The following is a 12,978-nucleotide window of genomic DNA, read 5'->3' on the forward strand; positions in this document are numbered from 1 at the left end:
AGATCGTTCACACGCAGGGCGGATCTGGTTCCGAGATGCGCGACAATCGATACTGACGAAATGACGTGTGATCGAACTACCTGATCGAAATTGTGGCCCGTGCTATCTGGCTACTTCCGCTCCAATCTGAGTCTGCGCGATGTCAGGGAAATGCTGCTCGATCGTGGGATTGTCGTTCCCCACGAGACCATCCTCCGATGGTGCCGATGCACTGCCTGATTATGCCCGCCGCATACGCCGAAGGCGCAAACGAAAACGATGTCTGGCACCTCGATGAAGTCGTGGTGCGCATCAACGGTCAGAAATCCTGGGTGTGGAGAGCGGTTGATCAGGACGGATATGTGCTCGACGAGATCGTCCAACGCGCCGCAACGCTGCGAAGTCGGTAGCTTCGGCCGAGATAGAAGATACTTTCGTTGCACTGCGCCTGAGCTCAAACCACTCACCGTCAAATCGTAACGGCGCACGCGCTTGTCCACGATCTCCGAAGGCTGCTCTACATTTTCAGCGATGGTTCATGGACGAAGGGGCTGCATGGCTCCGATCACGATCGGCCGAGCTTGAACGACTAAGCGGGCAGACAATCATCTAAGGTGATTGTGAGGGACCTTGGATTCCGCTGGGGTTCGTGCGGCAAGCATAGGACACTCTACTTTAACTGGCGACTTCTACAGCTGCCGGTACAGGTTATCGACTACGTGGTGCTACACGAACAGGTTCACCTGCTGCATCACAACCACTCCAAGCAATTCTGGAAAGCGATGGACAGCGTGCTTCCAGACTGGCTTGTTCGTAAGCAAGAATTGGAACGCGATTGGGTAGGTTTGCGCGTTTCGCTTTGGCGACTCCGTCGGAGGCCCCCGCTGGCGAAGGGATTGCCTCCACGAGTAAGGTGTCGCGGCGATGAGTTGCCGCAGGTCAAGCTCAGCGAAGCCGATCGACAGTAATGCCCCCGACAGTCGGGGATATTCCCACGTGTCAGCGCTCGCCGCCTCAACTGCATTCCGTGTATTCGAAGGCTGAAAGCACGATGCCGATCCCTGACTACCAATCGCTCATGCTCCCGGTTCTTGAGGTCTCTTCGAAGGACGAAACCTCCGCCCACTAGCCGAGGCCGAGATTGCTGCACGGTTTGGTCTCACCGCTGAAGAGCGTGAGCAGCTGTTGCCGAGCGGCAAGCAGCACGTGCTACACAACCGTATCCACTGGGCGAAATTCTACATGAGCAAAGCGGGACTGCTCGCCTCTCCCGCACGAGGGCGGTTCGTTGCCACCGAAGCAGGTCTGTCATTGCTCACCAGCGGCCCTGACCGCATCGACGTGAAGCTGCTATTGAAACACCCAGAGTTTAGGAAGTTTTACAAGGGCAACGGCTCCGATGATAGTGCAGGGGAGACGCCATCCGACGTCGCGACGGAGGCGACGCCGGAAGAGCAGATCGAAAGTGCCTATCAGGCGGTACTAACCGCTTTGCGGGCAGACATTTTGGACAGGATAGGCCAAAACAGCCCGGCCTTCTTTGAGCGGCTCATTGTCGATCTACTTGTCGCCATGGGTTATGGCGGATCGCATAAGAACGCAGCCGCCCAGCTTGGGCGCTCGGGCGACGGCGGGGTTGATGGCGTAATCAACGAGGATCGGCTCGGTCTCGATCGGTGTATGTTCAAGCGAAGCGTTATGCTGTCGCAAACGCTATTGGGCGACCTGATGTTCAAGGATTCGTCGGCAGTCTGGTAGGGCTAGGAGCGACGAAGGGTGTTTTCGTGACCACCTCGACATTCAGCCCACATGCCCACGAATTCGTGAAGCACCTGTCTCAACGCGTCATTCTGCTCGATGGGCGCCAACTTGCCGACTTGATGTTCGAGCATGGCGTCTGAGTTCGTGTCCGTCGAGCCATTGAGCTACCGGACGCGCCTTTTGCTGACGCACCGGCGCAATCTGAAGGCCGAAGTTCCTCGACCTGGAGAACGCCATCCGCCACTCGCTGAAGTCGTTCGGCATCCGCCTTAGGCAAGGTCGGACGTGGCGCCTTCGAACGCGCGGTACGCCAGGCGGTGGCGGACAATCCGTTGTCGGCCGAGCTGATGGACGCCATGCTGACGGCGCGCGCGGCGCTGTGGCGACAGTACTGCCGGCTGCATGATCTCGTCGTGAGGATCGTCGCGCACAGCGAGCCGTGCCGGCGCTTCATGGCTATTCCCGACGTGGTCGGGTGACGGCGCTCTCCTTCATGACGGCGATCGACGATCCCACGCGCTTTCACCGCTCGCGCGACGTCGCCGCTTACTTCGGGCTGACGTCGCGGCGCTGGCAGTCCGGTTCAACGATCGACATTCAGGGACGGATCTCCAAGGCCGGCGACGCGGACGTGCGGCGCGCGCTCTACGAGGCGGCGTCAGGACTGATGACGCGCTTCAAGGGCAGGGACAAGGTCAAGAGCTGGGGCCGGGACATCGCCAAACGCTCCTGCCACCGCAAGGCCTGCGTTGCGGTGGCGCGCAAGCTGGCGGTGATCATACACGCCATGTGGAGCGATGGACGTTTACGTCGGCGATGCGGCCGCGAGCGAGGCCGATGCCACGCGGCGCGCCCATGTCAAGGACCGCAAGCTGCTGGGAGCGCATCGATGAGCGGTGCGGCGGCAGATAAAACGCATGGCGCCGGCGCGCTGACGGACCCCATCTGAGCAAGGAGATCCGCTCCGGCGGATGAGCACCGATGCAAACCAGGAACGACTGAACCACGTTATCCTGCCTGCCGCCGCGCCGACAATGAGACAGCCGGACCGCGCTCGATTTCGATGCTCCGTCCGTCCGATGGAAGAGTGCGTCACGACGGTTCGAGCGCTGCGTTCATCCCCGGCGTCGGTCCGGTGACGGCGCTTTCGTTCATGAACGGCGATGGACGATCCCACGCGGTTCCGCCGCTCGCGCGACGTCGCGGCCTACTTCGGGCTGAGGTCGCGACGCCGGCAGTCGGCGGCGTCTGATGATGCGCTTCAAGGGCAAGGACAAGGTCAAGAGCTGGGGCCAGGACTCGCCAAACGCTCCTGCACTGCAAGGCCGCCGGGCCAAGAGCCAGAACTGTCCAACAGGCTGATTGACGTGCACAAGACAGCATACGCGTCCTTCGGCGAAAGCCTCGCACGAAATACGTGGTGAGGCCCGACGCAACCGGCCGGTGCCAGTCGTCGGCTCTTGTGGGGTGAAGGCTCTGAAACGATAATTTTCCGTTCGCATCGACGGGAGAAGCGAGTGTGGACCACCAGCGGTCACCGCTGCCCCGCGCCAATGGTCGGTCTGCCGGGGCACCGAGTTATAATGGAGATAATCTTCTTTTGTATCTAGGTCGATGATGATATCCGTCATGCCTGCCAAAATGAGTCGGCGCTGGGCACAGCGTGACGACCCTATTCTGGCGGGCCGAGGCGGCTGCCCCAGCACCTAGCAGCGAGAAAACACACGCAAGGAGAACTCCATTGCCTTCTTCAGAGACCAGAGCGCAGACACTCGGCCCTAGCATGATTTGGCGGAACTGGGTGAGCAATCAGGTTTGTCGGGTGAAGCATTTCGAAATGCCAAGTTCGGACGATGACGTCTGCAGAACGATCAAGACAGCAGCTTCAACCAATCTGCGCGTCCGCGTAGTGGGTACGGGGCACTCTTATACGCCGATTGTCCCCACGGACGGAGTTCTAATCTCCGCGGAGCGTCTAACAGGGATCGAAAATATCGACCCAACCAACGGCAGCGTAACCCTCCGCGGCGGAACGCGGATTTGTGACGTTGGCCTTGAACTGCGTTCTGCTGGTTGGGCATTGCCCAACCAGGGCGATATCGATCTGCAGACGATGAGCGGGGCCGTATCGACGGGTACGCATGGCAGCGGCGATAGTTTGCAATGCTTAGCGGGCCCGATAATTGGAATGCGGATAGCGATGGGCGATGGATCCATCGCCAATTTCGATGCTTCGCAAGACATCGATGTCCTCAACGCTGCGAAAGTTTGTCTCGGAATGCTTGGCGTGGTGCTTTCCGTCACGATGAAGCTTGTTCCTGCTTTTGATCTTCATGACAAAATATGGCGTGAGGATTTTGAAGAATGCATGAATCATTTGGATCAGCTATGTCAGGAAAACCGGAGCCTCCGCGTGTTCTGGTGCCCGACCGAACACTCGGCATCGTTATACAGCCTGCCCGACACGTCTGGCATTGGTCGTACGCGCAGTAAAGCTGATGTCTGCGAAATCAGAACGCTGAACGTCACAACTCAGCCGTCAGCAGCTGTCGAAGCACAGGCCGGCGAGAGAATAGGGCCCAGCTATCGGATATTTCCGGGTTCAATTCCGATGCCGAACCATAACGAATGCGAATACTCGGTGCCCTACGAGGACGGTCCGGCGGTATTGCGTGAAATACGCAAGCTGATCCAGATGAAGCATCCGTCGCAGATATTCCCGGTTGAGTATAGAACCGTGGCGGCTGACGATATTTGGTTGAGTCCATACTTTGAGCGGAAGACCGCAATGATATCGGTGTCCGGCGCAGCAGGAGAGGACTACTGGGATTTCATCCGCGATTGCGAGACAATCTTTTCCTGGGTAAAAGGTCGTCCGCACTGGGGCAAACTTCACAGCCTGGGCCGGTCCGAGATCGAAGCCTTGTACCCAAGATACGGGGATTTTATTTCTCAAAGGGCTCGCTTCGACCCGGACGGTCGCTTCCTGAACGACTACCTGCGCGAACGTTTCGGCTAAAAGCTTTTATCTATGGTGGCTTCTGCGGTTCGCTGCATAGCCGCCTGGAACTTGCTGCCATCTTTAGCGATCATGTTGGCGAGGATGTCGATGATCAAATATTGTCCAGCGACCCTGGAGAATGCTCCTCGCGTGATGGGCGTGTCTGTTGAGGATGCTCCCAGTACAGCGTCCGCGTTGGCAGCGATCGGACTGCGTATATGACAGGTGATTGCGATGGTAAATGCGCCAGCCGCCTTGGCCGCCATAAGTGAGTTGATTGTATCCTTGCTCGAGCCAGATTCCGAAATTGCCAGTGCGACTTGCTTCGGCCCGAGATTCACTGCACTCATGACGGCGAGATGTGGGTCGTCCAGCACGCGCGACACCAGTCCGAATCGAACAAACAAGTAATGCGCGTATCGGGCCACATTCGCAGAGCCGCCGAACCCGTACAGATCTATGCTTTTTGCTCGTATGATCTGTTTTGCCGCCAATTCGAGAGCGGCGTGGTTCAACAGGTCCTTTGTCTGCTTGAGCGCGGTGATGGCCGTCGACAGCGTGTCGTCGATGACGTCACCAGACGGGCTGGCGTGTCTGATTGTCTGGTGAGTGGAGAGTTCGATCCCCAATGCCAGTTTGAAACGCTGGAAGCTCGAAAACTTGATGTCTCTACAGAACCTCAAGACGCTCGCTTCGCTCGATCCGGATCCGTCAGCAACCTCCGTGATAGTTTGGTTCACGACCTTCGCGGGATCGTTAAGGACGTACTCACTGATGCGAAGGAGCGCCGGACTGAGGCTGGGCTGAGACGAACGCAAGCGCGCCAAGATCTTTTCCTGCATTTACGATTCCCTTGATGTCGCCGAGCTCCAGCTCCCTAGGCTTGATTGACACGGGCAGTGAAAGCAATAGGAATTTTTCAGCAGATTGCCAAGCCGTGAACATTGTTTTCGTTAGAGCCCCCAGCCGCCTGCCAGCCTTTTTGCACGGCATTTGACCATCATCGCCGCGCGGGGAGAGAGTCGCGCATGATGAAAAAAACCATCTTCCGCAGACGAAAAAAAAGTGGTATTCCTTCAGCGAGAGACTGGGACCGCGGCCGCTGGGCGCGAATGCGAACAGAGATGACGAGATGGGTTCTATATCGATTGGTGTCGACATCGGAGGCACCAAAACGCATTTGAGAAGCTGCCTGGAACAGGGCATGGGCCGCGACTTGGTGGTGAGGACCAGTGAATGGCGTTGTGGAGCCTATGACCACGATATTCCTGGACTAATCGCGCTAATCAGCGGATTTGCGGATGGCGCCACTCCCAACGGCATCGCGATTGGCTCTCATGGATGTGATGATGAGGCCGAGTGTGCCATCCTGCAAAAACCACTTTCTAATCATTTTGCCTGCCCGTTGAGGGTCGTCAACGATGCAGAGCTATTTCCCCTAGCCATGGGGCTTTCCAGCGGAATTGGTGTCGTCGCGGGAACTGGCTCAATCGCTGTTGCTCGGGACCAGAAAGGCAGGATGCATGTCGCAGGCGGTTGGGGCTGGGCAATCGGAGACGAAGGGAGCGCTCCCGGTTTAGTACGTGAGGCTGGTCGAGCAGTGCGACGGCACATTGACCTCGGAGGGGCAAGGTCAGAGCCGCTTGTCGAAGCGCTTTGTGAGGCATTTGGACTGAATAGCCCCACGAACATCGGCACCGCTATCGCGAAGGAAGGCGGTGCCTCGGCTCTGGGGCGACACGCACCCGTTATCTTCTACGCAGCCAATGAAGGCTCGTCGTTGGCTAAGCGCGTTATTGACGAGGGCGCAGCGGCCCTGACCCAATTAGTTCACCACCTGAAGTTGGCGGGCGTGTCCGACAAAGACGTGGTGGTAGGCGGAGGGGTCATCCTCGCCCAGCCACTTTTAGCCAATGCGTTCTCCCATCAAATTTCCGATCGTTTCGGGGCGACAGTGGCGGTCACCTTCCTCGACAAGCCGCCGGTCTTAGGCGCCTGCGTCTTGGCGCGGCAACTTTGCAGTGCCGGGGATGGCCCAGAGACCTCAATTGTCTCTCAACATATGGATATCCAATGATTTACAGGTCAACGATCGCCCGTCAACCCAATCAGTTTCGCCATACCTTGGAAGTGGTCGGAACGCAGCTTCGCGACCTTGATCTCGCGCCATTTGAAAAGGGGACTGTCGTCGTTACAGGAATAGGCGCGAGTTACGAGGCAGCGGGGGTAGTGGCCGGTGAGCTGCAACGCCGCGGCAGACGAGCAAATACTTGGCGCGCAGTCGATCTCATGGAGCCGGGGGACCCTGGCGACGCGATCATAGTCTTTTCTGTCGGAGGAAGAAGCATCGAGCCAATCGCTGCACTCACCATCCACAGCACGTTACCATCCCTCGCGATTACAAGCGGAGGCAACGACCCGCTGTCACGCACCGCTTCGGCAGCACTTCGCTTCGAGTCCGGTCCGGATTCACTGCCGTCGAGCACCGGCTACACAGGCTCGCTGCTGGCAGGCGGGCTGCTGATAGATGCGCTCTGCGGTGAAGACAGCTTCAATTGGAACGACATTCCTCTGATAGCAAGCGAGGTCTTGGAAACCTCTGCGAAAAAGATGGCACGCATTGGAGAAATGTTTCATGACCAGCGGGCGATCGATTGCGTTGGCGCGATATCGGCTTTGGGTACGGCGGGCGAGGCTTGTTTGCTCATTCGCGAGGCTGCGAGGGTGCCCACCGGCGTCGCAGACACGCTGCACTACTTGCACGGCCCGATGGAATCGATGGATCAGGCAACCGGGATTTTGATATTTGGTGACGGCCGCGAAGTGCGATTGGCGCAGGAATTGGCTGAAATCGGCTGTGCAGTTCTTCTGGTAACCGCAAGCGAGTCGCCTCAGGACGCCAAAAACCTAGCAGTTGTGAAGGTGCCATCTTTGCAGAACCGTGTGGGACGATCAATCGTGGACATCCTGCCCGCTCAGCTGCTAGCCGCAGAACTGTCCGACGCGGCCGGACTTACTGATGCCCAGTTTCGTTATAGCCAAAATGACACAAAGGTGACCGTGAATGAATCGGAGCCCCGGGTCTGAGCACGCGCGTCACGAGATGACACGTTCCGGGCATCCTTCTTGGCCCTGATCAAGACAGCAATGGCGAGCCAGTGGCAGTGATCCCGCTGTCTCGAGCCCGTTGACGGGCAAGAATGCGTCGTGCTTCGCCTGCCGATTGAATGCTGCGCAGCATTCTGTTTCCAAAGGCGTATGAAACTTGGAAAGGTAACCCTACAATAAAACTATACACCGTGGAATTGTCTCGGCACTTCATCACGTCGACGGCCGCGAATAGCTCACCACGGGGAACACTGCATCGTGACGCCCTCTGCTTACTGAAGCTCGCTTAGCATTGCTGGCAGCAGCTTGGGGACCCATTCAGGGCGAGAATAAATAACTCCAGGACTAACGGACGATGGCATCTTCCCGGCCTAAAGTGTCTTCGGCGCTCATTACACCCGCGATCGGGTTCCTATGTCTCGCGACGCTCGTCCCGATTGCAGCTGTCGTTGCCCTCTCGTTCGGGGACTTCAACATAGCCTTCCCGGAAAAGACGCGCTTTATCGGGCTTTACAATTACGCGCGGTTCTTGTCCGACGGTCGGTTTATCAACGCCGCGCTGGTTACGTTCATTTTGGTCGTCGTCCCCGTCGTCCTCCAATTACTGTGTGGATTAGCGTTGGCAATAGCGCTTAAGGAAAAGCTCGTTGGCACACGGTGGATGCGAGCAGCTTTCCTGCTTCCGTCCGTAGTTCCGCCAGCGGTAGGCGGAATTGTGTGGAAGCTGTTCCTCATTCCTGGTGTCGGCGGCTTGTCTTATCTCGCAAGCTTGTTCGGTCACAATTTCGAAGCTGACTTACTTGGAAGCAAAACGTCAGCGCTGATCTCGGTGATCATCGTATCGATTTGGTTTGGCGTTCCCATCGTTGCTTTGCTGCTTCTCTCGTCTTTGGACTCGATCCCAGACGAGATTTATGAGGCGGCAAACCTCGACGGAGCAAGTTGGGCCCAGGCGCAATGGCATATTTCCATACCGCTTGTCTTACCTGCGATGGGAGCCGTCGCCGTGTTTCAAGCTTTAGAGGTCCTTGGGATTTTCCCCGTGATCTTCGTGTTGACAGGTGGCGGGCCGGCTGGGGCGACTGAACCCCTAAACTTCTACGCTTTTCTGAACGCATTTACATATCTCGATCTAGATTATTCCGCCGCAATTCTCGTGGCATTCACAACAACGATCGTCGGCGTGTGTTTTTGGTCTATTAGCCAAATCTCGGCCACTCGCGTTGGGAGGTAAGCCCATGCATCGATACTTTGGACGTCACATCTCCGAATATCATCCACTCGCCAAATCTCGGCCCCTCGCGTTGGGAGGTGAGCCCATGCGTCGGGACCTCGGACGTCGCATCTACGGATACCTTGTCTCCGCTGCCTTTGCGCTATTCCTGTTCTCGCCGATATTGTGGACCCTATCGACATCTCTCAAGCAGCCGACCGAGATGTTTCAATGGCCGCCCGTGATCGTGAGGGAGCCATCCGCTCAGCACTATACCGCGATAATCGCTGACAAGGACTTCTCTTCCGCGCTCATCAATTCAATTGTGGTCTCATGCAGCACCATCATATTGACCATGGCGCTTTCGATCCCGGCAGCCTTTGGCATCTCTCATTTGCAGAAAACTGCGATGCGAAGGCTATTGACGCTGGTGTTGGCACTCCGGGCGGCGCCAGCGATGATCTACATCATCCCCTACTTTCTCTTTTTTCGCCAAGTACACCTCGTCGACACGAAGATTGCGCTGATCATCGTCAACACAATGTTCGCGGTTCCGCTTGCGATATGGTATTTGTCGGCGTTTTTTGACCAAGTGCCGCGTGAAATTGAAGAAGCCGCGATGATAGACGGCGCGTCAACGCTGCAGACGATGACGCTCATCTCGATACCCATCGCCAAATCTGGTATCATTGCAACAGCAATACTGATATTTATTGGTTCGTGGAATGAGTTTCTTTTCGCGCTGACACTGACACGCGATGACGCGAAAACTGCCGCCGTCGCAATACTGAATTTCATCCCATTTGAGGGGACCGATTGGGGCAAGGCGGCAGCCGCATGCGTGCTTATGCTGGTCCCGATCGTGGTGTTCGTGCCGTTCGTAAAAAAATACGTCGCCGGCCCAACAACGACCGGTTCCGTGAAAGGGTGAAACGCTAGCTCAAGGAGAAAAGCAATGAGATGTCTTGGAATTCTTGCTGTTGCATTAGGTGTTGCCGTCGGCGGCGGAGCGTCGGCTCAGCAGCGCTATGACGGCGTGAAAATAAAGGTCCTATCGACAAACTCGGCATACGATTTGGAGCTCAAAAAATTCGCGCACGAATTCACAGAGAAGACTGGCGCTGAAGTGCAGTTTGATCTCTTCGGTTATGCGCCGACCGTTCAAAAAGTGTCGGTCGAGCTCCTAACGCGTTCAGATAGTTACGACGTGGTATATTTAGGGAGCGAGGAGTTCGGGCGATACGCATCTGGCGATATCCTGGAGCCGCTCGATAATTACATAGACATGAAGAGTGCGGACGTACAGGATTTCATCGCTCCCGTGCTGCGCCTCTACAATAAGGACGGCAAACAGCTGGCATTTCCGCATTTCGCGGCGACACAGCTCCTGTATTATCGTGCCGACTTGTTCGAGAAAGCCGGAATCAAACAGCCACCGCAAACGTGGGAAGAGTTCCGTAATGATTGTGATCTGCTGAGAAAGGCAGACATTCAGTGCACGGCGCTACGGGGTCAACCGGATACTGGCGAGAATATATGGTTTTGGGGCCAGGTTCTTTATGGTTTTGGCGGTAAATATTTTGCGAACGAACCAGCGGATCTGACGCCCACGGTAAATTCGCCCGCTGCGGTGGAGGCGCTGAAATGGTACACGGATGTGATGACCAATTTCACTGTGCCTGGGAGCATCTCAGCAACCTTCGATGATGTTGTCATCGCGATGCAGCAGGGCCGCATTGCTATGACTGTCGAAGGCGCTCCCACCGCAGGTCGCATTCTCGATCCCAAGCTGTCGAAGGTCGTCGGCAAGCTTGGGTTTGCTTTGCCCCCTGGCGGCGTAAGTGGGAGGTTCCCGCCCTTTGCGGGACAGGCGTATGTCATTCCAGCTGCATCAGAAAACAAGGCAGCTGCAGCGGCCTTCCTTCAATGGGCGACGAGTAAAGATCTCATGAAGCGGATTTCGCTCGACAGCACCTTTGTCGCCATCACCAGGACATCGCTGTGGGACGATCCGGAAATCCGTGCGAAACATGACTATGATTATGGCCATGGATCGTTTGCGGCAACGTATGCAGAAACGCTTCGCGGGGCGCCCGAGTGGTATTATCCTCGCATTCCAGAATTCAAGGAGATCGGCGATCGCCTTGGCCGTGCCCTGCAAGAAGCGGTTGTCAGGAGCAAGAGCCCAGAGGCTGCCTTGGACGATGCTCAAGGTGATGCGGTCGAAATCGTGAAGCGCGCTGGATACCTGAAATAGCCGTTACACGTCGCCACCGGCGCGGTTTTGCGCGCCGGTGCGCGCGCGAACTGAACCTTCATAGCGCGTGGGATGAGAGTTGAGGAACTTTAGTATAGTCTGGATTTGCAGCGATCAGCAGCGTTGGGACACCTTGCAGTGCCTAGGGTTCAAAGGCACGCAGACTCCCAATATTGACCGCCTGGCGGCGAGGGGCACGGCATTCGCCCGTGCGTATTGTCAGAGCCCTATCTGCACGCCGAGCCGAACGAGCTTTCTGACAGGCTTGTATCCGATCGCACACCAAGTGCATCAGAACGGCGCCGGCACATTTCCTTCGCATCTCGTTTTGCTCCCAAAACTGATGGCGAACGCCGGATACTATACAGGGCACATAGGAAAGCTGCACCTGTCTGCCACACGTGGCATGATAGAAAAGCGCCCCGATGATGGATTTGCCGAGTTCTACTGGAGCCCTGAGCCATTTCCGGAGTGGTCAGGCAACCACGACTATCATGCGTGGATGTGGTCAAAAGGGATCAATCCCGAAGCCTACTTCAAACCCTATCTTGACCAACACTATGGTCCGGGACCAGCCGCAGAATATCGGCAGGCGCGTTGGGCAGGCGATCGGGCTGAGCGCTTCATCAAGATGCATTCTGATCGTAGTTGGTATTTAGGCGTTAACATCGACGCGCCTCATCCGCCCCTCAATCCCCCGCCAGACTACCTCAGGCGGTTCAATCCAAATGATATGCCTGATCCTGCGTTCAAGCCGATTGATCTCGAGCACCAGAAGAAATTTGAACGAGTCGATCAGCAAGCGAAATTCGCGGTGGATCCTTGGCACGCAGCAACAGACGCGGGTGAGGCGCACAACGACGAATTGGCAGGACCTACGCATGAAGCGCCACCAACGAAGTTCAATATTTGGGAGATGAGAGCGGCCTATCACGCCGAGGTGGCACAGGTGGACGATCTGGTCGGCCGGATACTAGACACTTTGACGGAAACCGGCCAGCTGGATCGCACGATCATCGTCTTCATGAGCGATCATGGTGATATGATGGGCGACCACGGCCTGCTCTACAAAGGCTGCCGGTTCTATGAGGGTGTGGTGCATGTCCCACTTGTGATTTCCGTGCCTGGCAGCCCAGCCCAAGGATCGGTGTCGAATGCACTTGTCGAGCTGGTCGATATTGCGCCCACATTGCTCTCGTTATCGGGGCTTGAGGTCCCAAAGGCCATGCAGGGGCTGTCACTCGACCAGATGCTGCTTGGGAACACTTCACTGGATTGCCATAAGCCATACGTTGTCAGTGAGTATCACAACTCCCTCAGGTTCCGCGGCAGCCGAGGGTCTCGCGCATCGATGTACTATGATGGACGTCACAAACTAAATGTATATCACGATGTTGGAATAGGAGAGCTGTTCGATCATAAAGAGGACCCCAATGAGCATTATGACCTATGGGATAGCCACCATCACAGGGGGTTGAAATACGACCTATTAGGCCGCAGCTTTTCCGCAATGATGCTTAGAAGTGGATCCGGCCCGGAGAGAATTGAGGACTATTGACCTTGGCGGACCGACGCCAGGATGGTCACGAGCGAGGCATTGTTCTCGCGACCTTGGGGCCGCCCTCGGTCGATTGTCCAGAAATTGATCGATAATTTATG

Annotated in this window: 8 protein-coding genes and 4 pseudogenes; 11 read left to right on the plus strand and 1 reads right to left on the minus strand. The window is 56.6% G+C overall.

Going from position 1 to position 12,978, the window contains the following annotated elements:
- Positions 1-111: 111 nt before the first annotated feature.
- The 5 genes and pseudogenes from EOA29_RS00310 to EOA29_RS00335 form a co-directional block, all read left to right on the plus strand.
- Positions 112-362, plus strand: a pseudogene (locus tag EOA29_RS00310) (DDE-type integrase/transposase/recombinase); the annotation flags it as partial.
- An 802-nt stretch (positions 363-1,164) separates the two neighbouring features.
- Positions 1,165-1,880, plus strand: a pseudogene (locus EOA29_RS00320) (restriction endonuclease).
- Between the two features lie 22 nt (positions 1,881-1,902).
- Positions 1,903-2,633: pseudogene (locus EOA29_RS00325) on the plus strand (IS110 family transposase); the annotation flags it as partial.
- A 224-nt stretch (positions 2,634-2,857) separates the two neighbouring features.
- A pseudogene (locus EOA29_RS00330) lies at positions 2,858-2,981 on the plus strand (transposase); the annotation flags it as partial.
- 560 nt (positions 2,982-3,541) lie between these two features.
- A complete protein-coding gene (locus tag EOA29_RS00335; protein WP_164747223.1) occupies positions 3,542-4,759 on the plus strand; it encodes a D-arabinono-1,4-lactone oxidase in 1,218 nt (405 codons plus the stop codon).
- On the opposite strand, the gene EOA29_RS00340 is transcribed toward EOA29_RS00335, so the two are convergent.
- Positions 4,756-5,583: a MurR/RpiR family transcriptional regulator gene (locus EOA29_RS00340; RefSeq protein ID WP_029354755.1), complete on the minus strand. Its 828-nt coding sequence runs from the start codon at positions 5,581-5,583 to the stop codon at positions 4,756-4,758. The genes EOA29_RS00335 and EOA29_RS00340 overlap by 4 nt on opposite strands.
- 290 nt (positions 5,584-5,873) lie before the next feature.
- Here EOA29_RS00340 and EOA29_RS00345 point away from each other — a divergent pair, with 290 nt between their 5' ends.
- The 6 genes from EOA29_RS00345 (at position 5,874) to EOA29_RS00370 (ending at position 12,877) form a co-directional block, all read left to right on the plus strand.
- The gene (locus EOA29_RS00345; RefSeq protein WP_051695319.1) at positions 5,874-6,818 is read left to right on the plus strand and encodes a BadF/BadG/BcrA/BcrD ATPase family protein; all 945 of its coding nucleotides are present in this window, start codon (positions 5,874-5,876) and stop codon (positions 6,816-6,818) included.
- Entirely contained in the window at positions 6,815-7,828 is a 1,014-nt protein-coding gene (locus EOA29_RS00350; protein ID WP_095521232.1) for a glucosamine--fructose-6-phosphate aminotransferase, read from the plus strand. The genes EOA29_RS00345 and EOA29_RS00350 overlap by 4 nt, the downstream gene beginning before the upstream one ends.
- 376 nt (positions 7,829-8,204) lie before the next feature.
- Positions 8,205-9,083, plus strand: a complete 879-nt coding sequence (locus tag EOA29_RS00355; protein ID WP_127220025.1) for a sugar ABC transporter permease — start codon at positions 8,205-8,207, stop codon at positions 9,081-9,083.
- 85 nt (positions 9,084-9,168) lie between these two features.
- Positions 9,169-9,993 carry a carbohydrate ABC transporter permease gene (locus EOA29_RS00360; protein ID WP_051695321.1) on the plus strand — a complete coding sequence of 275 codons (825 nt, stop codon included), beginning with the start codon at positions 9,169-9,171 and terminating at the stop codon, positions 9,991-9,993.
- Between the two features lie 24 nt (positions 9,994-10,017).
- Positions 10,018-11,319, plus strand: coding sequence for a sugar ABC transporter substrate-binding protein (locus EOA29_RS00365; RefSeq protein ID WP_029354766.1), 1,302 nt, complete (start codon positions 10,018-10,020; stop codon positions 11,317-11,319).
- 79 nt (positions 11,320-11,398) lie between these two features.
- On the plus strand, positions 11,399-12,877 hold the full coding sequence (locus EOA29_RS00370; protein WP_126038496.1) for a sulfatase-like hydrolase/transferase: 1,479 nt from the start codon (positions 11,399-11,401) through the stop codon (positions 12,875-12,877).
- Positions 12,878-12,978: the final 101 nt, after the last annotated feature.

The sequence above is a fragment of the Mesorhizobium sp. M1E.F.Ca.ET.063.01.1.1 genome (assembly GCF_003998155.1).
Taxonomy (GTDB): domain Bacteria; phylum Pseudomonadota; class Alphaproteobacteria; order Rhizobiales; family Rhizobiaceae; genus Mesorhizobium.

Bases quoted from the DNA above. Each gene is read 5' to 3' on its own strand.
- EOA29_RS00340 (WP_029354755.1), bottom strand. From the start codon at position 5,583: ATGCAGGAAAAGATCTTGGCGCGCTTGCGTTCGTCTCAGCCCAGCCTC.
- EOA29_RS00345 (WP_051695319.1), top strand. From the start codon at position 5,874: ATGGGTTCTATATCGATTGGTGTCGACATCGGAGGCACCAAAACGCAT.
- EOA29_RS00350 (WP_095521232.1), top strand. From the start codon at position 6,815: ATGATTTACAGGTCAACGATCGCCCGTCAACCCAATCAGTTTCGCCAT.
- EOA29_RS00355 (WP_127220025.1), top strand. From the start codon at position 8,205: ATGGCATCTTCCCGGCCTAAAGTGTCTTCGGCGCTCATTACACCCGCG.
- EOA29_RS00360 (WP_051695321.1), top strand. From the start codon at position 9,169: ATGCGTCGGGACCTCGGACGTCGCATCTACGGATACCTTGTCTCCGCT.
- EOA29_RS00365 (WP_029354766.1), top strand. From the start codon at position 10,018: ATGAGATGTCTTGGAATTCTTGCTGTTGCATTAGGTGTTGCCGTCGGC.